Source organism: Allotamlana fucoidanivorans (assembly GCF_045788535.1).
GTDB lineage: Bacteria > Bacteroidota > Bacteroidia > Flavobacteriales > Flavobacteriaceae > Allotamlana > Allotamlana fucoidanivorans.
Genome location: NZ_CP074074.1, coordinates 3,766,561 through 3,793,177, shown reverse-complemented (window position 1 = coordinate 3,793,177; position 26,617 = coordinate 3,766,561). Strand labels below are relative to the sequence as shown.

The 26,617-nt window shown below is 35.8% G+C and carries 22 protein-coding genes; all 22 read left to right on the top strand.

Annotated features, from left to right (window positions below):
* Positions 1-121 precede the first annotated feature (121 nt).
* The 22 genes from KFZ70_RS16130 to KFZ70_RS16025 all read left to right on the top strand — a co-directional run bounded on the left by KFZ70_RS16130 (position 122) and on the right by KFZ70_RS16025 (position 26,617).
* The gene (locus tag KFZ70_RS16130; protein ID WP_139698238.1) at positions 122-2,008 is read left to right on the top strand and encodes a hypothetical protein; all 1,887 of its coding nucleotides are present in this window, start codon (positions 122-124) and stop codon (positions 2,006-2,008) included.
* Positions 2,009-2,134: 126 nt separating this feature from the next.
* Positions 2,135-2,374 (top strand): hypothetical protein, encoded by a 240-nt coding sequence (locus tag KFZ70_RS16125; RefSeq protein WP_139698239.1) that lies wholly within the window; start codon positions 2,135-2,137, stop codon positions 2,372-2,374.
* A gap of 2 nt (positions 2,375-2,376) precedes the next feature.
* Complete coding sequence (locus tag KFZ70_RS16120) at positions 2,377-4,704, top strand: molybdopterin-dependent oxidoreductase (RefSeq protein WP_139698240.1); 2,328 nt, start codon at positions 2,377-2,379, stop codon at positions 4,702-4,704.
* A 12-nt stretch (positions 4,705-4,716) separates the two neighbouring features.
* Positions 4,717-5,412, top strand: a complete 696-nt coding sequence (locus tag KFZ70_RS16115) for a nitrate reductase cytochrome c-type subunit (protein WP_139698241.1) — start codon at positions 4,717-4,719, stop codon at positions 5,410-5,412.
* A complete protein-coding gene (locus tag KFZ70_RS16110) occupies positions 5,399-6,028 on the top strand; it encodes a cytochrome c3 family protein (protein ID WP_199240689.1) in 630 nt (209 codons plus the stop codon). The genes KFZ70_RS16115 and KFZ70_RS16110 overlap by 14 nt, the downstream gene beginning before the upstream one ends.
* A 33-nt stretch (positions 6,029-6,061) precedes the next feature.
* Positions 6,062-7,192, top strand: coding sequence for a 4Fe-4S dicluster domain-containing protein (locus KFZ70_RS16105; RefSeq protein ID WP_139698242.1), 1,131 nt, complete (start codon positions 6,062-6,064; stop codon positions 7,190-7,192).
* A 127-nt stretch (positions 7,193-7,319) separates the two neighbouring features.
* The gene (gene dsrP / locus KFZ70_RS16100; RefSeq protein ID WP_139698243.1) at positions 7,320-8,546 is read left to right on the top strand and encodes a sulfate reduction electron transfer complex DsrMKJOP subunit DsrP; all 1,227 of its coding nucleotides are present in this window, start codon (positions 7,320-7,322) and stop codon (positions 8,544-8,546) included.
* Between the two features lie 154 nt (positions 8,547-8,700).
* Positions 8,701-9,450 carry a Crp/Fnr family transcriptional regulator gene (locus KFZ70_RS16095; RefSeq protein ID WP_233244080.1) on the top strand — a complete coding sequence of 250 codons (750 nt, stop codon included), beginning with the start codon at positions 8,701-8,703 and terminating at the stop codon, positions 9,448-9,450.
* 217 nt (positions 9,451-9,667) lie between these two features.
* Positions 9,668-10,081, top strand: a complete 414-nt coding sequence (locus KFZ70_RS16090) for a globin family protein (RefSeq protein ID WP_139698244.1) — start codon at positions 9,668-9,670, stop codon at positions 10,079-10,081.
* Positions 10,082-10,099: 18 nt separating this feature from the next.
* Positions 10,100-10,912, top strand: a complete 813-nt coding sequence (locus KFZ70_RS16085; RefSeq protein ID WP_139698245.1) for a DUF3365 domain-containing protein — start codon at positions 10,100-10,102, stop codon at positions 10,910-10,912.
* An 87-nt stretch (positions 10,913-10,999) separates the two neighbouring features.
* Complete coding sequence (locus KFZ70_RS16080) at positions 11,000-11,479, top strand: hypothetical protein (RefSeq protein ID WP_139698246.1); 480 nt, start codon at positions 11,000-11,002, stop codon at positions 11,477-11,479.
* Between the two features lie 8 nt (positions 11,480-11,487).
* On the top strand, positions 11,488-12,516 hold the full coding sequence (locus KFZ70_RS16075) for a ferredoxin--NADP reductase (RefSeq protein ID WP_139698247.1): 1,029 nt from the start codon (positions 11,488-11,490) through the stop codon (positions 12,514-12,516).
* Positions 12,517-12,530: 14 nt separating this feature from the next.
* Positions 12,531-13,238, top strand: coding sequence for a cytochrome c3 family protein (locus KFZ70_RS16070; protein WP_139698248.1), 708 nt, complete (start codon positions 12,531-12,533; stop codon positions 13,236-13,238).
* A 327-nt stretch (positions 13,239-13,565) separates the two neighbouring features.
* Entirely contained in the window at positions 13,566-14,963 is a 1,398-nt protein-coding gene (locus KFZ70_RS16065) for a CmpA/NrtA family ABC transporter substrate-binding protein (protein ID WP_139698249.1), read from the top strand.
* A 37-nt stretch (positions 14,964-15,000) separates the two neighbouring features.
* Entirely contained in the window at positions 15,001-16,107 is a 1,107-nt protein-coding gene (locus KFZ70_RS16060; RefSeq protein ID WP_139698250.1) for an ABC transporter permease, read from the top strand.
* A gap of 34 nt (positions 16,108-16,141) precedes the next feature.
* Entirely contained in the window at positions 16,142-16,990 is an 849-nt protein-coding gene (locus KFZ70_RS16055; RefSeq protein WP_139698251.1) for an ABC transporter ATP-binding protein, read from the top strand.
* A gap of 9 nt (positions 16,991-16,999) precedes the next feature.
* Positions 17,000-17,833: an ABC transporter ATP-binding protein gene (locus KFZ70_RS16050; protein ID WP_139698252.1), complete on the top strand. Its 834-nt coding sequence runs from the start codon at positions 17,000-17,002 to the stop codon at positions 17,831-17,833.
* A gap of 164 nt (positions 17,834-17,997) precedes the next feature.
* Positions 17,998-19,284, top strand: a complete 1,287-nt coding sequence (locus tag KFZ70_RS16045; protein WP_139698253.1) for an alginate export family protein — start codon at positions 17,998-18,000, stop codon at positions 19,282-19,284.
* A gap of 102 nt (positions 19,285-19,386) precedes the next feature.
* Positions 19,387-20,922 carry a YifB family Mg chelatase-like AAA ATPase gene (locus tag KFZ70_RS16040; RefSeq protein WP_139698254.1) on the top strand — a complete coding sequence of 512 codons (1,536 nt, stop codon included), beginning with the start codon at positions 19,387-19,389 and terminating at the stop codon, positions 20,920-20,922.
* A 61-nt stretch (positions 20,923-20,983) separates the two neighbouring features.
* The gene (locus KFZ70_RS16035) at positions 20,984-22,102 is read left to right on the top strand and encodes a DUF2891 domain-containing protein (RefSeq protein WP_139698255.1); all 1,119 of its coding nucleotides are present in this window, start codon (positions 20,984-20,986) and stop codon (positions 22,100-22,102) included.
* 32 nt (positions 22,103-22,134) lie between these two features.
* Positions 22,135-25,377 (top strand): S41 family peptidase, encoded by a 3,243-nt coding sequence (locus tag KFZ70_RS16030; protein WP_139698256.1) that lies wholly within the window; start codon positions 22,135-22,137, stop codon positions 25,375-25,377.
* Between the two features lie 7 nt (positions 25,378-25,384).
* Positions 25,385-26,617, top strand: coding sequence for an Nramp family divalent metal transporter (locus KFZ70_RS16025; RefSeq protein WP_139698257.1), 1,233 nt, complete (start codon positions 25,385-25,387; stop codon positions 26,615-26,617).

Genomic DNA, 26,617 nt, shown 5'->3' with positions numbered 1-26,617 from the left:
TGATTTTATGATAAATGTCACATAATCAGATGTTTATGTGTAACATTTGTTACATAAGCTTTAATATTTGGGGTTAGTTTTAACCCATTAAATTATTGTACATTTGAGTAATTACTTGAAAATGAATCATAAGACTTTTAGGGTTGGGGTTTTTGTTATAGCTATCATCATTTTTGGTGTACTTTTTCTTTTTAGGAATTTTAATTTTTTTCATTTCAGCCCATCTGAAGGTCATGACTATTCAAATATTGAACACAATCAAAAGGAATCATGTTTAGCCTGTCACCAAAACACTAAGGGGTATTCAGCGTATCATAATCCCAAAAATATTGGGTGTGCAAGTTGTCATTTAGGCAATGCTAGGTCCATGGATAAAGAGGCATCACATGATGGTATGGTATTGATTCCTGGAAATTTAAGTGATGCCGAAAAAACCTGTGGAACCTGTCATCAAAGTGAATTATATAAAATAGAAAACTCGCTCATGACTACGAATAGTGGAATTGTTGCGGTTGACAAATTTGTCTTTGGTGAGTCCAATAATTTAGATGCTCATTACCATATTAAAGATTTGAAATTTTCAGCTGCCGATAAGCATTTAAGAGATTTGTGTGCCAATTGTCATTTGGGTGCTCAAAAATCAGAATTTGGTGAAATCAATCAGTTGAGTAGAGGAGGTGGGTGTAATGCCTGCCATTTAAATTACTCAAAAGAAGCGAAGCTGGGGCTTGACACGTATTTAAGTTCAAATAAAACCGTATTGCCCACCTATCATCCTGCAACAGATATTCATGTGAATGATACACATTGTTTTGGTTGCCATAGTAGGTCTAGTAGAATTTCTACGAACTACATGGGATTACAAGAAACGTTACTGGAAGCAGATGCGGTTGTGAATAATAGTGACTATCAGGTTTTAAAAGATCATCGGGTCTATTTAAAATTGGAAGAAGATGTACATCATACAAAAGGGTTGTTGTGTATTGATTGTCATTCTTCTCATGAGGTTATGGGAAATGGAAAACTCTATGCTCATGAAGAACAGGCCGTGACTTTGCAATGCAGTGATTGCCATTTTCAAGAAAAGCCCAAAACAACCTCTTATGATGATCTCGATGCAGAAAGTAGCTTGGTATTTTTACATAGGCATTATACCCATACAGATGCCCCTATTCTTGTGGCTGAAAAGGATGGCCATCCTTTGGTTAATACTTTTGTAGATGCGTTAGGACATGCTTATTTAATAGGCAAAAAAGATGGCACCCTACATGAAATAAAACCCCAATCAGAGGTTTGCGCTAGAGACGTTGCACATAAAAATGTAAGCTGTAGCGCCTGTCATTCATCTTGGACTTCGCGTTGTATTGGCTGTCATAATCAATTTGATGCGGATGAGCAACATGCTTTTGATTTGTTAAGTAAAAAATATACAAAAGGACAATGGAAAGAATATGTTGCTGAATTTTCATCAGACTTACCTGCGTTGGGTGTAAGAGAAGATTCAGATAACCATAGTATAGAACCCGCAGTTCCTGGTATGATTTTAACTATCGATAAAGGAAGTTATACGGGTATGCCTGAAAAAGAGGTATCGTTTCATAGATTATACGCACCCAATGCACCGCATACTACAACAATATCGGTTCGTAACTGTGAGTCTTGTCATGTTAACTCTGCTGCTTTGGGGTATGGTAAAGGTGACTTACAGTATGTGATGAATGAGACCTATGGAACATGGGAGTTTACAGCTGAGTATGCGCTTAATTCAAATGATAGTTTGCCTGAAGATGCCTGGATTCCATTCATGAAAGCCCAGAATAGTAAGAAGCCAAATTCAACAAGATCGGATTTTAGACCTTTTAACCTTGAAGAACAAAAAAACATACTACGTGTGGGTGCGTGTTTACAGTGTCACGATTACAATTCTAAGGTAATGAAACAAAGCTTAAGAGTAGGGTTAAGTAGCATGATTAATAAGGTAAGCAGTTCTTGTGTGTTGCCTAAATAAGTTGTTCGTTTATTTAGAATAATTATAAATATCTGTGTTTTAATATAGAACATGATAAATGTCAGTTTCTTTATTTTTAATTAAGATAAATTTGTCTTAAATTTAACGAACACTAAAACTAAACTAATGCCAATTAAAAGCTATTTAGCGCACCCTCATGACGGTAAAAAAGAGGAGTTGGTTCAGGCTCTATCCAGTCTAAAGAATTGTGAGGTTATCCCAGCAGAAAATAAGGACTTGCTTATTGTGGTAACAGACACCAATGACAAATTAGAAGACGAAAATTTAAAAGAAAAAATAGAAACCATTAAAAGTTTAAAATTGCTTGCAATGGTTTCAGGATTTGATACACCTAAAAGTAATTAAGTATGTATACCTCGTTAACAAACAGACGTAGTTTTATAAAGAAAATGGCTATTATGTCTGCAATGACAGCTGCAGCCACTATGTTTCCAGGCATTTTATTTGCTGAAGAACAGGAGAAGAATCTTCCAAAAGGAGGTAATTTAGATTGGAAAAAAGCACCTTGTAGATTTTGTGGTGTTGGTTGTGGGGTTTTAGTTGGCATTGACAATGGTAAGGCTGTTGCAGTAAAAGGTGATCCTAAATCTCCTGTAAATAAAGGTTTGTGTTGTGTGAAAGGATATCACTCGGTGATGTCTATTTACGGAAAAGATAGATTGACGAAACCTTTGGTTAAAAAGAACGGACAGTATGTAGAAACCTCTATGAAGGAAGCATTAGATTTAATTGCTTCCAAAATGAAAGAAACCATTAGTGAGCATGGTAAAGATGCGGTGTCTATTTATGGGTCAGGACAATGGACCATTCCCGATGGTTATGTGGCTTCAAAACTATTTAAAGGGTGTATAGGTACCAATAATGTTGAAGCTAATGCCCGTTTGTGTATGGCAAGTGCCGTAACAGGGTTTTTAACCTCATTTGGTTTAGATGAACCAATGGGGTGTTATGAAGATATAGATAATGCTGATGTTTTTGTGCTTTGGGGAAATAATATGGCTGAGATGCACCCTGTTTTATTTTCCAGACTTTTAGATCAGAGACTTAAACGGGGTGTAAAAATTATTGATTTTGCAACACGTACTACCCGAACCAGTATGGCAGCAGATAAATCTATAATCTTTCAACCGCAAACCGATTTGGCAGTAGCTAATGCCATTTGTTATGAAATTATAAATAACGGCTGGGTAAACAAATCGTTTGTTGAAAAACACTGTAGCTTCAGTAAAGGGCTTACGGATATGGGATACGGGCTAGAGGATAAATACAGTTTTAATGATAAACCTGAGTCTATTGATTTTGAGGCTTATAAGACCTTTTTGCAAGATTACACTCCAGAAAAGGTAGAGAAGATTTCTGGCGTTTCTGCAAAAGATATTAAGTATTTGGCTTCTTTTTATGGCGATCCCAATAAGAAAGTGATGTCACTTTGGTGTATGGGAATGAACCAACACACACGTGGTACTTGGATAAATAATTTGGTTTATAACATTCACTTATTAACCGGAAAAATATCTACTCCTGGTAATAGTCCGTTTTCATTAACAGGCCAGCCTAGTGCCTGTGGAACGGTAAGAGAAGTTGGTACTTTAACCCATAAATTGCCTCATGGCGTAGTAACCAATGAAGAGCATAGAAAATTTGCAGCCGAAATTTGGGATGTACCAGTTGAAAACATTGACCCTAAACCATCTTATCATACGGTAGAAATGTTTAGAGCCTTAGACAGAGGCGATATTAAATTTATGTGGATTCAAGTAACCAATCCTATGGTAACCATGCCAAAATTAAAACGTTACCGAGATGCTTGTGAAAAAGAAGGACGCTTTATTGTGGTTTCTGATATTTACCCTACACCAACCACAGATATTGCCGATGTTATTTTACCATCAGCGATGTGGATTGAGCGTGAAGGTATGTATGGTAATTCAGAACGCAGAACACAATACTTTGAGAAAATGATTGAGCCTTCTGGGGAAGCTATGAGTGATACTTGGCAAATTGTTGAGGTGGCTAAGCGTTTAGGGTACGAAAAACAATTTTATTACAACGAAGCAACACATATAGAAGAAATATATAATGAATATAGAAGGCATCATGAAGGTAAAAAGCATGCCATGGCGCCTTTAGAAGTCTTAAAGTCACAGCCTGGAGCGCAATGGCCTTATGTAGATGGAAAATCAACAAAATGGCGTTTCAATTCAGAGTATGACCCTGCTTGTAGTAACGGCGAAAAGTTTCATTTTTACGGAAAACCAGATGGTAAGGCCGTGATTTGGCAACGACCCTATGAACCAGCGCCAGAAGTGCCTGATAGTGATTATCCATTTTGGTTATGTACAGGGCGTGTAGTTGAACACTGGCATACTGGCTCCATGACAAGACGTATTCCTGTGCTACATAAAGCCATGCCGCATGCCTATGTAGAGTTAAACCCAGAGCAGGCCAAGGACATGCAAATAAGAACAGGAGATAAGGTGAAATTAACTACCAGACGCGGAGAGATTGTACTTCCAGCTTCAGTAAATGAAAGAGGGGTGCCTGAAAGAAACCAAGTGTTTGTGCCCTTCTTTGATGAAAACATGCTGATTAATGATGTTACTTTAGATGCGTTTTGTCCGATTTCTAAACAACCAGATTATAAAAAATGTGCTGTTAAAGTAGAAAAGGTTTAATAAAGACTTAATATGAAAAGATTAGGAATCATATCATTATTTATTGTACTCTTTTTGGCCTTTATTTTTGTTTGGAATTTAAGCTATCAAGCGGGACAAGAGGAAGCATATATCCCTGTTGATAAAGAAAGTTCTATAACCTTAATGCCATCAGAAACAGGTGTTTTTGAGCGCTCTGAATACGCCTTAGATTATGCTAACATGCCTGTTGATGAAAACCATCAACGTACCTTAAAGGAGTATTATAAAAATAGAGCATTTCATGGGGCGCCACCGTCTATTCCGCATCCTGTTGTAGACGAAATAAGTATGGGAGAAAACAAATGCTTAAAATGTCATCAAAATGGTGGTTTTGTTGATAAGTTTCAGGCCTATGCCCCCGTAACACCACATCCTGAAATGATAAATTGCAGACAATGTCATGTGCCACAGCAAACCAGTTCATTGTTTAAAAACACGAATTTTCCACAACTAAATGCTCCTGAGGTTGGTGTCAATAATGCGTTGCCAGGAAGCCCGCCAGTTATACCACACCAAATACAAATGCATGAAAATTGTTTGTCATGCCATGCTGGCCCAAGTGCTCCCAAAGAGATTCGGGTAACACATCCTGAGCGGGTAAATTGCAGACAATGTCACGTATCTAATAATAAAGAAGTAACAGATATAGGAACTTTTAAAAGAGCAACAAACAATGCAATACAATAAGCGTATTATGAATAAATGGATTTACGGTTTTGTTTTTTTAATGCTGTTTTTTTCCTGCAAGCATGGTGAAGGAGAGTATCATGGTGTTGTTGAAAAAATTGAGGCTGAGAGTAAAAATTATCATGGCGTAACAGTGTCTTCAGAACAGTATCATGACGGTATTGATATGATAAAAATTTCAGAAGGCGGACACGAATTTTTAATCCCCGAACGTAAAGGACAAATTAAAATGTATGCCTGTACTGAGTGTCATAACAAGCCTTTAAGTAAGATGCAAACTGAAGGAGAACAAAAGGCGCATTGGGATATTAAATTAGTACATGCTAATGAGAATACTATGAGCTGCGTAACGTGTCACAATCCTGATAATATGGATCAGCTTAAAAGTTTAACACATAAAGAAATTGATTTTAATAAGAGTTACAACGTGTGTAATCAATGCCATACCAAGCAATTTGAAGATTGGAAAGGAGGCGCGCATGGTAAAAAGATTGGAGGTTGGGCACCACCTAGAGCTTCAATGACCTGTGTGAACTGTCATAATCCGCACAAGCCTCATTTTGAGTCTAAATGGCCAGCACGATTTAATACACAAACAGTAAAAGAAAGAGAGTAAAAAAACACGAGTAGTTTTAATAAAATTTAGGGTATGAGTAGCAATAATAAAAAGTGGTTTTCTTTAAATCTTGGCAGGAAGAGTAGTGCAAGTTCAGGTTCGTGTGGTTGTGGAAAAACATCTGGTGGTTGTGGTTCTCACAGCTCAGATGACTATGAAATGACAGATGAAGCTTTTGTTGCTGCAGCTGTTGATGCCTCTATTGGAGAAGAGCGAACTAAAGATGGCTTTGAGCAGGTGTTTGATGTTAAAATGGACAGAAGGACTGCTTTTAAAAAGTTAACCGCTAGTTTATTAATAGGAGCTGGTGCTGTAAGTACCTCGTGTAGTGTGATTAGTGGGGATGAGAGCAAAGAAAAAGCACAGATTGACTGGGAGGAACAGTTTAAGGGGAACTATAAGCTCATGACGGATGAAGAGAAGAAAGCTACAGTTGATAGATTGATGCGCTCTTATGAATTGCGAACTGGTAAGAACATTAGCATGTCCTCGAAAAATGCCGAAGAAAACATCTTATTTGGTTATGCGTTTAACATCTCCAAGTGTCAGGGGTATATGGATTGTGTGAATGCCTGCGTAGAGGAAAATAACCAAGATCGTGATTCACAAATGCAATACATCAGGATTCATGAAATGAAGGACGGGAATGGTTTTAGTTTTGATGAAGCTGATGATAATTACTATCATGAAGTGCCAGCAGAAGGCCATTTTTATATGGGAACACAATGTTTTCACTGTGATAATCCGCCATGTGTTAATGTGTGTCCTGTACAAGCCACATGGCGTGAAGATGATGGCCTAGTGGTGGTTGATTATGATTGGTGTGTAGGGTGTAGATATTGTATGGCGGCTTGTCCTTATGATGGCCGACGTTTTAATTGGAAGAAGCCTGAGGTTCCTGAGGCTGAGATTAACCACAATCAGCATTATTTAGGAAACAGAATGAGGAAAAAAGGGGTCATGGAAAAATGCACTTTTTGCGTACAACGCTCTAGGGCTGGGAAAAATCCAGCTTGTGTTGAGGCCTGCCCAACGGGAGCAAGAATTTTTGGAAATTTATTAGACCCTAATAGTACTATTAGATGGGTTTTAGAAAATAAGAAAGTCTTTAGATTAAAAGAAGATTTAGGAACAGAACCTAAGTTCTGGTATTTTATGGACTAATTGGTTTGCGTTAGGGATTGCCGAGTAAATCCTTTTTGTGAAGTATGAGCAAAAAGATTGCAACAGAAAGCCCGCCCCCTTGAGGGAACGCCCAAATAAATAAAGCTAAGAGTTAATAAGATTTTAAATGAAACAAATAAAGGTTTTTGGTAGTTTAGTTAAAGATAGTTTAGATACCATAACACATGGCAATGTGAAGTATCATATATGGATGGGGGTTTTAACGTTTATGATGTTGGTGGGCATGTATTGTTATTCCATTCAGTTGAGTGAAGGCTTGCAAGTCACAGGGATGACCGATAGGGTGAGTTGGGGGTTATATATTTCAAATTTTACATTTTTAGTTGGTGTAGCTGCTGCTGCTGTTATGTTGGTAATGCCTACCTATGTGTTGCATGATGTAGATTTTAAACAAGCGGTGTTAATTGGTGAAGGGCTTGCGGTTTCTGCATTGATTATGTGTTTGGCTTTTGTAATTGCCGATATGGGTGGGCCCTCTGTGTTATGGCATATGATACCGGGGCTTGGGGTGTTTAATTTTCCAAACTCTATGTTAACTTGGGATGTTTTGGTACTCAATGGCTATTTGTTTTTAAATATTACCATTCCTTTTTATATCCTCTTTAGGCATTATCAAGGTAAGGAAGCCAAGTCTAAAGTATATGTGCCAGGAGCTATATTGTCTGTGTTTTGGGCTGTTGGAATTCATTTGGTGACAGCTTTTTTATATCAAGGCTTACAGGCGCGTCCGTTTTGGAATAATGCCTTATTAGGGCCTAGATTCTTAGCGTCAGCCTTTGCTGCGGGTCCGGCATTAATTATTTTAGTTTTGGCTATGATTCGTAATTTTACAGCATTTAAGATTGAAGATAAAACATTGAAAAAAATTGCTATGGTAGTAACTGTTGCCGCTCAAATCAATTTAATTATGTTAGTTTCTGAGTTGTTTAAGGAGTTTTATGCGCCTACGCATCATAGTGAAAGTGCTTACTACCTGTTTTTTGGATTGCATGGGAAAGATGCTCTACTCCCATGGATATGGACGGCTATTCCTTTAAATATTTTGGCTACTGTCATGCTAACCTTTCATAAATTAAGAAATAATCCGAAGGTACTTTATTTTTGCTGTTTTATACTTTTTATTGCTATTTGGATTGAAAAAGGGTTTGGGTTAATTGTTCCGGGATTTATTCCAGGACCTTATGGTAAGATTTCTGAATATACGCCAACAGGTATTGAAATTGGGGTGACTTTGGGCATTTGGGCCTTAGGGGCTTTTGTTTTTACCATTTTGGCAAGAACTGCAATCGGTATTGAACTTGGACAATTGAGATACAAAAAGAATAAGCAATAGCTGAAAACGGAATTTACGAGTTTCACATTTAAAAGATATAAAAACATCAATTGAATAGTTTCAGTTGGTGTTTTTTGCATTACCCTTAAAAATAAGTGTTATAGTTTAAAAACTAAGTATTATTACGTAATATTGTGATTGTTACTTCGTTTTTATGATGCAAATAGCTTCACATATAAGGTCAAAACATAAGTTACAGAAAGATGTGTCTTGTAGTGCTTGTTTTAATGATAGTTGTTTGATTAAAAGGAACTTAAAGTCTTTTGATGATTCTGATTTTACCGATAATAAAAATACATTGAGTTGTAAAAAAGGACAGCAATTTATTATGGAAGGTGCTCCCGTAAATGGCTTGTTTTTTATTTTAAAGGGTACTGTTAAAGTCTTTAGAACGGGTATCAATGGACGGGAACAAATTGTACGTTTTGCTAAAGAAGGTGAAATTATCGGGCATCGAGGTTTTGGTACCGAGGAATACTATTCTATTGGTGCTATTGCGCTTCAAGATTCTGTATTGTGCTATTTTTCCAAGGATAATCTGCAAGAAATTTTATTAAAAAATCCTGCGTTTACCTATGATATGATGCTGTTTTATGCTAATGAGCTTAACAGAAGTGAAAATAAAGTGAAATCTATTTCTCAAATGACGGTACGGGAACGCGTCATAGATACCCTATTATATATTCATAGAAAATTTGGTGATTTAAGAGGGTTTATAAATTTACCTTTAAGCAGAAGAGAATATGCCGATTATGCCGGAACAACGGAGGAGCAAGTTATACGTGTTTTTTCGGCTTTAAAAAAAGAGGACTTGATTATTGCGCAAGGCAAAAAAATAGGTATTAAAGATATTCAACTTCTAAAAAAAGAAATTAGCGAGCACAACTTCTTTTTAGATAGCTAATTTTTAATTTTCAATCATACTTATATAAATACTTATTTTTTAAGGGCATTTTTTTGCCTTTTTATTAATTCCTGCGTTATAGTAGTTTTTTTAATGTATCAAAAGATTGTTTTGGTCTGTTTTATATCATAATCGGTTAAGCTTCTAGCTTTTATTTTTGTTTTAAATAAGTATTAATACTTAATTGTAAAGAAACAAACCAAAACACAAATATATTATGGAACCAAAAACCATTACGTTAGTACAAGAATCATTTGAAAAAGTTAAACCAATAGCTCCTGCTGCTGCTGAAATATTTTATTCAAAGTTATTTGAATTAGATCCGCAACTTAAACCACTTTTTCCAAATAGTGAAGAAGCCATGAAAGTACAAGGCAATAAATTGATGAGTATGTTAGGTGCTGCGGTTGCCGGGCTTAATAATTTAGATGCACTCATCCCTGTTTTAAAGGATTTAGGAAAACGTCATGTAGAATACAAGGTGGAAGCTTTTCATTATGATACGGTTGGCGAAGCGCTTTTAGGAACTTTGGAAGCAGGGTTGGGAGATGATTTTACCTCAGAGGTTAAAGAGGCTTGGGCTAGTGTTTACGGAACCATGTCTAGCGTAATGATTGAGGCCGCTTATTAATAACTAAAACAAAACAAGATGAAGACAATTATATATAAAATTTCATTATTTTTTTCAGCTCTAGTACTGGTGGCTTGCGGTGGTGTGCCAGAAGAAAAATCAGAAACGGCTGCTGAAGAAAATGCCTTTTCTGTTGAAGAAGTGTTAGAAATGGTTGCTAAAGAAAATGACGTTACAAGAACGTTATACACAAAAGCTATTGTAGGTAAAGGAAAAGCTCAAGGTATGAAGTTTGATGAAGATTGGAGAAAAGATGACGTGGAGGCAGGACCTTTACCCGCTTTATTCTTAAGAGGTGTGGCAACAAGCATTATAAAGAGTCCTGTGCCTTTGGGGTTGTATTTGGGATCAGATTTTCCTGTAAATGCAGCTAACAAATTTGAAGGGAAGCAAGCCGATTTATTTCAGGAAATAAAGAAAACTCAGGAACCTCAATTTTTTTATGATGAAGATCAAAAATTGCATACAGCCATGTTTGCCGATCTTGCCAGTGCAGGGGCTTGTGTAAGCTGTCATAATAAACACCCTCAAACCACCAAATCTGATTGGAAATTGGGAGACGTTATGGGTGCAACAACTTGGCAATATCCTAAAGACTCACTAACATATAAAGAAACTGTAGCTGTTTTAAATGCTTATGCCAAAGGTACAGTAGATATTTATATGGAGTATTTAGATGAAATTGAGGCGTTTAAAGAAAGTGAGAAGCCGGAAATAGGAAATAAGTGGCCAGCAGAAGGAAATTATCTTCCCACGGCAGAAGTTTTTCTGGATAGTGTAAAAAAATTGTCTTCTTATGAGACAATGAAACACTTGGTTGCTGTAAAATAAACTTAGTTCTTGATTTGCACTTGCTCATCGCTGTAGTAGATAGTTATGGGCAAGTTGCATTATCAACTCAACCAAAAAAAACAGTTAATGATAGCCAAAAATAAATCAACAATAGTTGGGGTGGTGCTTTTATGCGCTTTCTTTTTACAATATTTTTTGAAACTAGAATGGATGTGGTTGTTTCAACTTCAAAAGGAAGAACTTTATAAAAGATGGTCTGGATTGGTTTTGGCACTACTCATTGTTTTTCAATGGGTTTTAACTATTACTCGAGTAGTAAAAAGACTCAGAAAGTATGCCATGCCTATGCAAGCCATACATAAATGGTTAGGAGCTGTGAGTCCTATAGTCTTCTATTTTCATAGTGCAACTTTAGGCTATGGTTATTTGTTATTGCTGTCTTATATCTTCTTTTCAAACACGTTATTGGGGTATTTAAATCTTGATGTTATTAAAAGTAATAATGAGATGCTATTTAAAGGATGGATGATTAGCCATGTTGCATTGTCTATTATTGTGTCAATAATGATGGTATTTCATATTAGTATGGTGTTTTATTATAAATAATTGATTGTATGAAATTGCTAGTAAAAGATATTATAAAAGAGACCCCTGATGCTATTAGTATTAGTTTTAAAAATGGAAACTTTTTTAAGAAGATAAAGTATAAACCAGGACAATTTCTAACCATTCATGTGCCTATTGACGGTCAGATTCATAAACGCGCGTATTCTTTTAGTAGTAATCCGTTTACAGATAAAGATTTAAAGATTACTATTAAACGTGTAGAAAAGGGATTAGTTTCAAATTATATACATGATAACCTTAAGGTAGGTGATAAGTTAGAAGTAGATGATCCAGCAGGTTCATTTTTTATTCAACCTCATGGTAAGTCACAAAAACAGTATGTGCTATTTGCCGGGGGAAGCGGTATTACACCTATGTTTTCTATAGTAAAATCAGTTTTAACAGAAGAAAAAGCGTCGAGAGTATTATTGATTTATGCCAATCAAACCATAGATTCTATTATTTTTCATAATGAAATTAAGGCTTTAGAGTCCAGTTTTCCAAATCAATTTTCTGTTGAGCATATCATTTCTTCAAATAAAATACAACAAGACAATTACCATGCTGGGTTGGCCAGACAAGATGTTTTACAAACAATTTTTTCAAAACATAATCTTGTTTTTGGTGATTATGTGTACATGATATGTGGGCCTAACGGCTACATGGAAAAAATAAAGGAATTGCTTAAGGCTAATGGTGTAGCCCGGGAAAAGATAAAAATAGAAGTATTTAAAGCACCAGTTGTAAAAGTTACAGGCAGGAATTTAATAAGCAATGTAATCTTAACTATTGATGGCGCCTCGCACCAGATACAGGTAAGGGGAGACCGGTCTATATTGCAACAAGCCATGTCTGAGAGTATAGTTATTCCATATTCTTGTAGATCAGGAATGTGTTCTACCTGCAAAGCCAAATGTGTTTCAGGTGAAGTAAGTATGACAGACGGTCATTTATTATCTGATGCCGAAGTAGCTCAAGGCGATATATTAACCTGTGTGAGTTATCCAGCCAGTGAAAATTTAGTTATAGAAATTTAAACCTCAAAAGAAGTATGTTTAAAGTTAGTCCGTTACGTAAAAGACAAGTTCTTGGTGGTGTTATAGGGTTTGTTTTAGGCGTGGTATTGTTTTACATTTTCACCTTAGAGGCTACAGAAAAATACGTATCCATTGGCCCCATGAATACGGGGCATCAAGATTTGTCTTGTTTTACATGTCATGCCGATGCTAAAGGGAATTTATTACAACAAGTACAATCTAATATCTCACATGCTGTAGGTGCCAGAAAGACGGCGGTAGATTTTGGAACCAAAGATGTTACTGTAGATAATTGTTTGGAGTGTCATGATCGAGCCAACGATAGGCATCCAACCTATAGATTTTCTGAACCCAGATTTAAAGACGCCATTAAACATATTGATGCTACTACTTGTATTACGTGTCATTCAGAACATAATAGTGAACGGGTATCGGTAGCTTCCATAAACTATTGCATGAATTGTCATCAAGATTTAGTTGTAGAAAATGACCCCTTAGATATCTCTCACGAGCAACTAATTGTTGCTAAAGAATGGTTCACTTGTATTCAATGTCATGATTTTCATGGTAATCATAAGTATGAGGTGCCAGAAAAATTGTCTGATACTATTCCTATGCAATTTATTCAAGCCTATTTTAAAGGAGGTGAAGACCCTTATGGCACCAATAAAAAATATACTGCCTTATCACAGGAAGCTTGGTTGAAAACTTTAGAAAAGTAAATAATTCGCTTGTTTTAAAACGCGTTCTTTTGTGAGTCTATCACAAAGAAGTAAATTGTAAAATACGTATTTGTGTAAACATAAATACGTATTTTTTTTGTTCTTTTTTGTGCGATTAAGTATATGTTTACGTATTGTTTTATGGTATGTTTAATGTTTTAATATATTGATATTTAGTTTTTTATGCTTGTTTTATGTGTTGTCGCAGTTTTGTTTATGATAAAAAAGAGTTAAGGGTATGTGTATTAACATGAGTAGAAAGTGTTGCTACTTATATATTTGTCAAAAAATAAGTAATTATACTTAGAATTATAAAAACTATAAATTATGAAATCACTAATCAAAAAATCAACTTGGATCTTACCTGTAGCAGTGTTGCTATTTTCTTGTGGAAACAAAGACAAGAAACAAGCAACTTTAGCTGAAAATGTGGCTACAGAAACTTCAAAAACAAAAACTTTAGAAATTGAAAAACCACAGTTAACATTTGGTTTTATCAAATTAACAGATATGGCACCGTTAGCCATTGCTAAAGAAAAGGGGTTTTTTGAAGATGAAGGTTTATTTGTATCAGTTGAAGCACAATCTAACTGGAAAAACGTTTTAGATCGTGTTATTGATGGTCAGTTAGACGGTTCACATATGTTAGCTGGACAGCCTATAGCTGCTGGAGCAGGGTTTGGTCGTCAAGCTAAGTTAGTAACACCTTTTTCTATGGACTTAAATGGTAACGGTATTACAGTATCAAATGATGTTTGGTCTAAAATGAAGCCCAATGTGCCTGTAGGAGAAGATGGAAAACCAATACATCCTATTAAGGCGGATGCATTAAAGCCTGTTATTAGCGAATATAAAAATTCAGGAAAAGCTTTTAAAATGGGTATGGTATTCCCTGTATCAACACATAATTATGAAATTAGATATTGGTTAGCTGCTGCCGGAATTCACCCAGGTATGTATACGGCCGATAATGTACAAGGACAAATAGATGCTGAAGTTTTACTTTCTGTAACGCCTCCGCCACAAATGCCAGCAACACTAGAAGCCGGAACTATTTATGGGTATTGTGTAGGTGAACCATGGAACCAGCAAGCCGTATTTAAAGGTATTGGTGTGCCAGTAACTACAAACTATGATATCTGGAAAAATAATCCAGAGAAAGTATTTGTAATGACTCAAAAATTCATTGATGAAAACCCTAATACAGCCATTGCAGTTACTAAAGCATTAATAAGAGCTGGTAAATGGTTAGATGAACCTGGAAATAGAGCTGAGGCTGTAAAAATATTATCAATGTCACAGTATGTTGGAGCTGATGAAGCGGTATTAGCCAATTCAATGACTGGTACTTTTGAGTTTGAAAAAGGTGATAAAAGAGAGATGCCAGACTTTAATGTATTCTATAAATACAATGCAACATATCCATTCTATTCTGATGGTATTTGGTTCTTAACTCAAATGAGAAGATGGGGACAAATTCCTGAAGCTAAACCAGCTGAGTGGTATGCAGAAACCATTAAAGATATTTACAGACCTGATATCTGGGAAAAAGCTGCAAAACTTTTAGTTGAAGAAGGGCATATTCCAGCAACAGATATTCCTGTAACAGATGGCTATAAAGCACCTACTTCCGATTTTATCGATGGAACAACATATGATGCTAAAGATCCAATTTCATACATCAACAGCTTTAAAATTGGTAACAAAGATAAAGCATTACAGTAATTAAAAATTAAGAAAAGAACTAAGTAAATAATTTGTCATGAAGCAAAGCATAACATTAGGAAAAGTAACCAAATTTATGGGATTAGGGTTTTTAACCACGTTAAAAGATCTATTCACTGGGAAGCTAGAAAAGGAAGATTTTGTAAAATTCTTGCGCAAAGTAGTCGTACCACTTGCTTCCATACTATTATTTATTGGAATTTGGCATTCAGGTGCTAAGGTTCTATACAATAGAGAGGCCGATTTTAAAATTGAAAAAGCACTTGCAGATCAGGGCCCTGAAGCGGCCGAAGCACTAAAAGCATGTATAGCTTCTGGAGATATTAGTTGTCAGCCTAATACCTTACCAGCACCAAGCCAAGTTTGGGAATCCTATAAGTCATTATTACGAGATCATAATATAATTAGTGCAGATAAAGCGGCATTTAAAGAAAAGACTGCCGCTTTAAATGCTAAAAGAATTGCAGAAGGAAAAGAGCCTATTGTTTATACAGGAAGACCATCATTTATTGATCAAATTGTGATGAGCTTAAAAACGGTGTTTGCTGGGTTTTTATTAGCATTGATTATTGCTATTCCTATTGGTATTCTTATTGGGTTGAGTCCAACTTTAAAAAGTGCATTCAACTGGTTTATTCAAATATTTAAACCCGTTTCACCAGTTGTTTGGTACTTGCTGGTGTTCATGATTGTTAAAACTATTTTAATAGATTCAAGTGATGATAGTTCATTTACCATTTCGTTTATCAGTGTAGGTTTGTGTTCTATGTGGGCCACATTAGTAAATACCGCCATGGGCGTGTCTTCTGTTGATAAAGATTATATCAATGTGGCTAAAGTGTTAAAATTAGGGCCTTTTCAAAAGGTTTTTAAAGTGATTTTACCATCATCGTTACCGCTCATCTTTACAGGTTTAAAAATTACATTGTCTGTGGCTTGGATGGTGCTTATTGCTATTGAATTATTAGCGCAAAGTCCTGGTTTAGGATTATTTGTTTGGGAAGAATTTCAAAATGGAGCAAATGATTCCAATTCAAAAATCATTGTAGCCATGTTTGTTATAGGTATTATAGGTTTCTTGTTAGATAGATTAATGCTAACTATTCAAAACGCAGTATCATTTAATAAAAATGAAGGCCTTTAAAAGAAGTTGAAAATCAACAATTAAACCAAAGAAAATGGCGTATTTAGAATTAAATAATATATACAAAAGCTACGGACAAGGCGAAAACACTACAGAAGTGCTGAATAATATCAATCTGACAATTGAAGAAGGTGAATTTGTAGCTATTGTAGGGTTTACAGGAAGTGGAAAAACAACCTTAGTAAATCTTATTAATGGTTTGTTAGAACCAACCAGTGGTGAGGTGCTTTTTAAAGGAGAACCAGTAAACGGAACCAGTCATGAACGTGGGGTAATTTTTCAAAATTATTCGCTGTTACCTTGGTTAACCGTTGGTCAGAATATCTATATGGCCGTAAAGGAAGTGTTTCCTAAAAAGAGTAAAAAAGAGTTAAATGATTTGGTAAAGGAGTATGTTGAAATGGTGGGTTTATCACACGCTATCAATAAACGTCCTAAAGAATTATCAGGAGGTATGCGTCAACGGGTTGCTGTAGCCAGGGCGCTAGCTATGAAACCTGAAATGATTATTATGGATGAGCCACTTGGAGCTTTAGATGCCTTAACCAGAGGAAACCTTCAAGATGAAATTTTAAATATTTGGGGAAAAGATAAGCGCACCGCGTTATTGATTACTAATGATGTTGATGAAGGTATTTACATGGCCGATCGTATTATTCCGTTAAAACCAGGGCCTAGAGCAACCTTAGGGCCTGAGTTTAAAATTGATATTGAACGCCCTAGAGATAAAACCGAGCTCAATGATAATCCTAATTTTAAGGAAACCAGAAACGCTATTATTGAGTACTTAATGGATATTGGTAACGAACGTAAATCTGAAGCTGTCGAAGTCTTTGAGTTGCCTGAGTTAGAACCTAAAAGTTTTGTTGGACGCTTTAAATAATTGATAGAAATGACTACAAATATATTAGAAAATAAAGGTAGAGGAATAATCACGGATAACGGACTTTTTCCTTCTTCAGAGGTTATGTTAGATTTAAAAAATCTAAAAAAAGTGTATCCAACTCCAAAAGGCGATTATGTGGTACTGGAAGGTTTGAATCTTCAAATTCGCAAAGAAGAGTTTGTTACTATAATTGGGCATTCAGGTTGTGGAAAAACAACCATGCTTTCCATGATTGCAGGGTTGAACGAAATATCAGGAGGTTATATTTCAGTTTTAGGAAAACATATAAAAGGCCCGGGACCCGATAGAGGTGTGATTTTTCAAGCACCTAGTTTAATGCCTTGGATGACCTCATTACAAAATGTACTTTTAGGAGTAAATCAGGTATTTCCACATGCAACAAAAGCTCAGCGAAATGATATAGCAAAGTATTATTTGCAGAAAGTTGGTCTTGAAGATGCGTTTGATAAAAAGGCCAGTGATTTGTCTCAAGGCATGCAACAACGTGTTGGTATTGCCAGAGCATTTGCTATAAAACCTAAAGTGTTATTACTTGATGAACCTTTTGGAATGCTAGATTCTTTAACAAGAGGTGAGCTTCAAGATACACTTATTGAAATTTGGAATAAAGAAAAGATTACAGCAGTTATGATTACGCATGACGTAGACGAAGCTATATTTCTAGCAGATCGAGTGGTTATGATGACTAGCGGACCAAAAGCAAAAATAGGAGATGTCTTGAACATTGATTTTGAAAGACCTAGAACTCGTAAAGCTGTTTTAGAACACAACGATTACTATACATACAGAAAGCATCTCATAGACTTTTTAGAGCATTAAGTATAAAAAGGAGGTATTTGTCTTTTTTGTAATCTAAACATGAGTTTTGTCATGTTTAGTGAAAAGCTATACTTTTACTTTTGTTAAAATTTTATTAAAACGAAAAATATCACAAATTTATATTCAAAAACACTTAAAACAAATCAAATTAAAACCTTAAAAAAATGAAAAAACAATACTTAATCTTAGCGCTTTTTTTAGCAGGAATTCAATTTATGCAAGCGCAATTTACCCTTGATGGAGAGTTCAAGCCAAGAACGGAATATAGACATGGTTTTGGAAGTTTAATTCCTGAAGCTGCAGAACCAGGTTTTGGTATTTCAACTAGAGTACGTTTAAATGCAGGGTTTGCCACTGAGACCTATAAATTATTTGTAAGTTTTCAAGACGTTATGGTTTGGGGTGAAAACAGACAGATTTTACCTTATGATATGAATAATTCTTTTGCTGTTTTTCAAGCTTGGGCTGAGTTTCAATTGGGTTCTGGTTGGTCAACCAAATTAGGACGTCAGGTGTTATCTTATGATGATCAACGTATTTTAGGAGGCTTAGATTGGGCGCAACAAGGGCGTAACCATGATGCTGGCCTTATTAAATACAAAAAAGATAAGTTTGCTTTAGATGTAGCTTTAGCATGGAATCAAGATTATTCACACCCAACAGGATTTGTGTCTGTAGGTAATGGATATGATACTACGGGGTTCTTCTCTTATAAAACCATGCAAATGGTGCATTTAAGTAATGCTTGGGATAACTTTTCAGGAAGTTTATTATTGATGAACAACGGATTCCAAAACTTTTCTGATGCTACAGGAACAAGAGTGTATGACGGGGTAAGCAACTTGCAAACTATGGGAGTACACTTAAAATATAAAGCGGGAGGTTTTGGTTTAGCTGCTAATGCTTATGTTCAAACAGGAGAGCATCAACAAGAACTGAAAGTAAAAGGGGCTTATTTGTTAGGCTTAGATCTTAACTTTAAAGCGTCTTCAGCTGTTGGTTTAGTTGTAGGGGCTGAATTAATAAGTGGTAATGACAAACCTGCTGGTGAAACTGGAGCCTTCTTCCCTTTATATGGTACAAACCATAAGTTTAATGGATTTATGGATTACTTCTATGTTGGAAATCATGCAAACAATGTTGGCCTATTAGATATTCATGTGGGTGCTAATTTCAAGCTTGGAGAAACCTCTAGTTTAATGGCAAAAGTGTTAAACTTTAGCGGAGAAAAAGAATTAGCCTCTGGAGAAAAATCACTAGGAACAGAAGTAGATTTAGTGTATGGAAAGAAGTTCAAAGGATTTGGTTTAAATATAGGTTATTCTCACATGTTTGCTGCTGATGGTATGTATGAGTTAAAAGGTGTGTCAAAAGATGCAGCTGCCGATGTGCAAAACTGGGCTTGGGTACAGTTATTAATTAAACCTAAATTTTTAAATACTGCGAAGTAAAACGAATTTTATATATTAAGTTTAATTTTGAATCCCCATTTTTGGGGATTCTTTTTATAAAAACAAATAACTTTTCTTACATTTAAGCAGTAAACACATGTTATGCTTAAAAAAGTTTTTGGAAGTGCGGTATTTGGTGTAGAAGCCACAACCATTACCGTTGAAGTAAATGTAGATTCTGGTATTGGTTATCATTTAGTAGGCTTGCCAGATAATGCTATCAAAGAAAGTAACTACAGAATTGCCGCAGCACTTCAAAACAATGGTTATAAAATTCCAGGTAAAAAGATTACTATAAATATGGCGCCTGCCGATTTAAGAAAAGAAGGTAGTGCGTACGATTTAACTTTGGCTATTGGTATTTTAGCAGCATCAAAACAAATAAATGCTGAAAATTTAGATAAATATCTTATTATGGGAGAGCTTTCGTTAGACGGAAGTTTGCAACCCATAAAAGGAGCCTTGCCCATTGCGGTAAAGGCTAGAGAAGAAGGGTTTAAAGGATTTATTCTTCCAAAGGTGAATGCTAAAGAAGCTGCTATTGTTGATAGTTTAGAAGTTTATGGTGTAGATAATATTACAGAAGTGATTCATTATTTCGATAAAGAAACACCATTAGAGCGCACCATTATTAATACCCGAGAAGAGTTTTTTAAAAATTTAGAATTTCCTGAGTTTGATTTTGCCGATGTAAAAGGGCAGGAAGGCATAAAACGCTGTATGGAAATTGCAGCAGCAGGTGGACATAATATTATTTTAATAGGACCGCCAGGCGCAGGAAAAACCATGCTAGCTAAAAGGTTACCTAGCATTTTGCCACCAATGACCTTACATGAAGCACTAGAGACTACTAAAATACATTCTGTAGTTGGTAAAGTGAAAGATAGTGGTTTAATGGCACAACGCCCGTTTAGAAGTCCGCATCATACCATAAGTGATGTGGCTTTAGTTGGCGGTGGCGCTTACCCGCAACCTGGAGAAATTTCCTTGTCTCATAACGGTGTGTTGTTTTTAGATGAGCTTCCAGAGTTTAAACGTAGTGTGTTAGAAGTTATGCGCCAACCACTTGAAGATAGAGAAGTCACAATTTCTAGGGCAAAATTTACCGTAACCTATCCGTCATCCTTTATGTTGGTGGCCAGTATGAACCCAAGTCCTAGCGGTTATTTTAATGATCCTGATGCTCCTGTAACATCTAGCCCTGCCGAGATGCAGCGGTATTTGGGTAAGATTTCCGGTCCCCTGCTGGATAGAATTGATATTCATATTGAAGTCACACCCGTGCCTTTTGATAAGTTATCTGATGAACGAAAGGGAGAGTCGTCAGTTGATATACGAAAGCGGGTAACGCTGGCCAGAGCTTTACAAACAAAACGTTTTGAAGATTCAGATACGGTGCATTACAATGCACAAATGAACACCAAACAAATTAGAACATATTGTGTGCTTGATGAGGCATCAAAGCAATTATTAAAAACAGCCATGGAGCGACTTAATTTATCTGCTAGAGCGTATGATAGAATACTAAAGGTGTCTAGAACTATAGCGGATTTAGAAGGAGCTGAGCACATAAACGGTTCTCATATAAGTGAAGCGATTCAGTATAGAAGTTTAGACCGAGAAGGTTGGTTAGGATAAGCTTACTTTTTTATGTATCTTTTGTTACACAACCTAACTCGTGGAATCATAATTTTAACACATGAAAATACCTTTATCCTTATTACTGCTTTGTATTGTTTTTGGTTGTAATACAGAAAAAAAACAGCCAATTCAGTCCGAATTAAATAATAAAATAGATAGTTTGAATTTTGAAATTCCAAAACTAGATATAGCTCAGGCTAATATTTTGGCAACATTGCCATTAGATTGCATTAATACAGAGTACCCTAATAAATTGTCTCAGGTTTTAGGGAGTGAAGACGATTTAGGAACACCTGCAAATTTGCATCCTGCATTTTATGGATGTTTTGATTGGCATTCAGCGGTTCATGGGCATTGGAGCTTGGTAAAACTTCTAAAAGACTTCCCAGATTTAGAACGTAGCAATGCCATTAAAGAACGGCTTCTAAACAACATTTCAAAAGAAAATATTGCGGCTGAAGTGGCTTATTTTAAAGGGAAGCACAATACCTCATATGAGCGTACTTATGGCTGGGCTTGGTTGCTTAAATTGGTTGAAGAATTACATACTTGGGATCATCCATTAGCGCGACAACTAGAAGAAAATCTTGAGCCATTGGCACATTTGATTACACAGCGCTACATGGAATTTTTACCTAAATTGAATTATGCGCTTCGTGTGGGGACTCATACCAATACCGCTTTTGGATTGTCTTTAGCTTATGATTATGCAGAAACTTTGAATAAAACCGATTTGAAGGAAGCTATTAGAGACCGCGCTTCCTTTTTCTTTCAGAATGATCAACATTGCCCCATGTCTTGGGAGCCTAATGGGAGTGATTTTTTATCACCTTGTTTAGAGGAAGCCGCTTTAATGAAACGTTTATTATCAAAAGAAGATTATCGTATTTGGTTAAAACAGTTTTTACCCGAATTGAGTAATAAAAATTATGATTTGGCAGTTGGTTTAGTATCCGATAGAACCGATGGGCATTTGGTGCATCTTGATGGCTTGAATTTTTCTAGAGCATGGAATTTGTATAAAATTTCAGAAGGTTTTCCGGAGTACAACCATTTAAAAAACATAGCCAATAAGCATATCAATTATTCGCTGCCAAGTATTTTTGGAGATAGCTATGAGGGCGGACATTGGTTAGGTACCTATGCTATTTATGCCTTAAATACAGCACACAATTAAAAGGAGATATAAAAATTATTCATTCAAACTATATGAAATTAAACATAATATTTGTTGCGGTATTTAGTCTATTTGTGAGTTTAAGTGTGGCGCAAACACCACTTATAAATGCCCCTGCCATTAGTCCAGACGGACAACATATTGCATTTAATTATCAAGGCGATATATGGACGGCTCTTATTGATGGTAGTAATACCAGAAGATTAACTATTCATGAGGCTTATGATACAAACCCTATTTGGAGTTATGACGGAAAGCAAATAGCCTTTCAAAGTGACCGCTATGGCAATGACGATATTTATACTATACCCGCAAAAGGTGGATTACCCAAACGATTAACATTTCATTCAGCGCCTGACAATATTACCGATTACACAAAAAATGGAGATATTCTTTTTTCAACCAGAAGAAATTTTGCACAGGTAGAACGCGAAGCAGAAATACATATAGTTAATGAAAAAGGAGGAACACCGTACCGATTTTTAAATGCGGTGGGGTTACAAGCAACCATGTCTCCTAATGGAAAAATAATTGCCTTTGTGCGGGGAACTTGCAGAATGGAGCGCGAGGCTTACCAAGGTCCTGCCAATAGAGATATTTGGGTATATCACATTCAAAATGATACCTACTCAAAAATAACAACGTATAATGGAAATGATTTTTATCCGCAATGGGCTAACGATCACACTATTTATTTCCAATCTTCAAGAAGTGGAAAATACAATGTACACAAGGTAGAAGTAGATGATAACGGAACAAAAAAAGGAACCGTTTCTCAAATTTCAAACTTTACCAATATGGGAATTTTTTCATTTCAAATTAGTAGAAATGGAAATGATATAATCATGGTTAAAGGCAATAAAGTGTATACTTATAATGTGTCTTCAAAAAAACAAAATAAGATAAATATTGATATTACTTCAGATTATAGGTTCAATCCGGTTTCTCACAAAAGTTTTTCAAGTGGTGTTCAAGATATAGCGGTGTCTCCAAACGGAAAACTAGCAGCGCTTGAAGTGAGAGGCGAACTGTTTATAAGAGAAACAGACAAGGATAAAAAACGAACGGTTAATGTGTCAAAATCGGCTTATAGAGACAGAAATGCGGTATGGTTAAATGATAGTACATTACTATTTGTGTCTGATAGAGGAGGTCAAAATGATATATACTTGGTAAAATCAAATGATAAAAACCAGAGCAATCTGTTTAAAACACTAAAACATAAAATAGAGCGCGTAACAAAAACAACTGAATCAGAAAGTAGTTTAAAATTGGCACCTAATGGGAAACAAATGGCTTTTGTTAGAGGTAGAGGTAAGCTTATTGTAGCTGATATTAGTGACAGCGGAAAACTAACGAATGAAAAAGTGTTATTAAACGGTTGGGATACGCCCAGTGGTATATCGTGGTCACCAGACTCTAAATGGCTAGCGTATAATCTAAGTGATCTTGATTTTAACGGAGAAATTTACATACATAGGGCAGATAATACACAGAAACCTGTAAATATTTCAATGCATCCCAAACAAGATAGAAGTCCTGTTTGGAGTCCCGATGGTAGAAAGCTTATGTTTTCTTCAAATAGAAATAACAGCGATTATGATGTTTGGTTTACATGGCTAAGGCAAGAAGATTGGGAAAAAACAACTCAAGATTGGGAAGAAAACGATGAGGAGAAGCCTAAACCCAAAATTAAAAAAGAAGCCTCGAAAAAAGAAAAGAAGAATACCGAAAAAGAAGACAAGGATGAAGATGTTGACGTAATTATTGATTTTGAAGATATTCATGAACGTCAGGTTCAAGTTACCTCTTTTGTTGGAGGTGAATTTGGACAGTTGTTTTCAAAAGACTCAGAAACGATATACTATACAACAGGAAATGGTGGTAGAGGAGATGCCAAGGTGCCTTCAGATTTATATAAGATTAAATGGAATGGGAAGAGTAAAAAGGAAATTACCTCAAATGACAGTAAACCATCTAACTTAGTAGTTAATAGTGATTTTTCAAAAATTTACTTAACCAAAGGAAAAGGTAGTTTGTCTTCGGTTTCGTTTTCAAATGATAAATCTGAAAATTTAAGTTTTACAGCGCGCATGAATATAGATTATCATGCCGAATCTAAACAAATTTTTGAAGAAGCTTGGACGGCAATACGTGATGGATTTTATGATCCTAATTTTCATGGTCAAAATTGGACAAAGCTAAGAGAAATTTATGAACCGTTAGCTTTAGGGGCCTCCACAAGATCTGATTTTCAAAACATGTTCAATTGGATGTTAGGGCAAATAAATGCTAGCCATATGGGACTTTACGGTACCGAAACAAGAGAACAGTTGGAGCGCGAGTATACAGGATTCTTGGGCTTAGAAGTTGAGCCAACAAAAACAGGAAGCTTAAAAGTGATTGCGGTGGTGCCAAATATGCCAGGTGATAGATCTTCAAGTAAGGTGTTGTTAGGAGATGAAATACTAGGCGTAAACGGAAGTCAGCTAACAAAAGATTTAAACGTTTATAGTTTATTAGAGGGCACAGCAAATCAAAGGATTTATCTGGAGGTCAAACGAGCAGGCGAAACACTAGATATTGTTATAAGACCCAAAAGCAGCAACCGAAATGAAAACTATAAAGCCTGGGTAAAAGAGCGTCAACGCTTAACAGAAAAATATTCTAATGGTCAGTTGGGGTATATTCATATTCAAGGTATGAATTGGACGAGTTTTGAGCGTTTTGAACGTGAACTTACAGCAGCAGGACTAGGTAAAAAAGGTATTGTAATTGATGTGCGTTTTAATGGGGGCGGCTGGACTACAGACTATTTAATGGCTGTTCTTAATGTAAAACAACATGCTTATACCGTACCACGTGGTGCTGCTAAATATTTAGAAAAAGAGCATACAAAATTTAAAGAGCATTACCCCTTTAGTGAACGATTACCGTTGGCAGCATGGACAAAACCCTCAATAGCACTTTGTAATCAAAATAGTTATTCAAATGCGGAAATATTTTCACATGCCTACAAGTCATTGAATTTAGGTACATTAGTTGGGGTGCCGACATTTGGAGCTGTAATTTCAACAGGAGGCGTGACCTTAATAGATGGTTCGTATGTAAGAATGCCTTTTAGAGGTTGGTATGTAAAAGATTCTGGCATGAATATGGAATTAGGGCCTGCTCAACCAGATATCTTGGTTGATAACAATCCTGATGATAAAGCCAACGGTGAAGATTCGCAGCTGAAAAAAGCTGTGGAAACCTTGTTAAGCGAAATAAAATAGTACCTTTTTGATAAAAAAATGGTTTAAAAATATGGGACCAGGCCCTTTGGTAGCTGCAGCTTTCATAGGGCCAGGAACTGTTACAGTATGTACACTGGCAGGTGTAGGTTTTGGTTACACACTGTTGTGGGCTATGGTACTCTCTATTTTGGCGACTATTGTTTTACAAGAAATGGCTGCAAGATTGGGTATTGTTGCTCAAAAAGGACTGTCTGAAATTATTCGCACAGAAATACAGCATCCTATTATCAAGTTGTTTGTTGTACTCCTTATTTTATCGGCTATAGTTATTGGAAATGCAGCTTATCAAGCTGGAAACATAAGTGGTGGTGTTTTAGGGTTAGAGACTGTTCTAGAACATCAAAATATTACCGTTAACAACCTGACTATTAATCCGCTAAATATTATTCTTGGAGTGTGTGCGTTTGCGCTTTTATACTTGGGAAACTACAAAGTATTAGAAAAAGTTTTAATAAGTTTAGTGCTTTTAATGAGCTTATCTTTTTTATATACAGCCATAGTTACTAAACCCAATATAGTAGAGGTACTTCAAGGTGCTTTGATACCAATATTTCCCGAAGGAAGCTTATTAACTATTATTGCCTTGATTGGCACTACGGTGGTACCATACAATTTGTTTTTACATGCATCATTAGTTAAAGAAAAGTGGCACAGTGAAAAGGATTTAAAGTGGGCTAGAAGAGATACCGTTTTGTCGGTAATTTTAGGAGGAATAGTGTCCATATGTATTATTGTTTCTGCCACTGCAATTCAGGCAACTGAAATTAACAATGCAACAGATTTAGCTAAAGGGCTTGAACCTTTGTATGGTTCATATGCCAAATATTTTTTAGGAATTGGTTTGTTTGCAGCAGGTATTACCAGTGCTATAACAGCGCCACTGGCGGCAGCTTATGTAGCTACAGGTTGCTTGGGGTGGGCAAGACATATGAAAGGATTTCAATTTAGAATGGTGTGGATGGGTGTTTTGTTATTAGGTGTTTGTATTTCCTCTTTAGGTATTAATCCCATAGAAATTATAAAATTTGCACAAGTAGCTAACGGTATTTTATTACCTGTAATCGTTGGATTTTTAATTTGGATTATGAATAAGCATTCTGTCTTAGGCCTTTATAAAAACAAGCTATGGCAAAATATTTTGGGAGGTTTTATTTTAATTTTTAGTATCTTTCTTTCCATGGCTACGTTAAACAAAGTTCTCGGCCTAAATATATTTTAA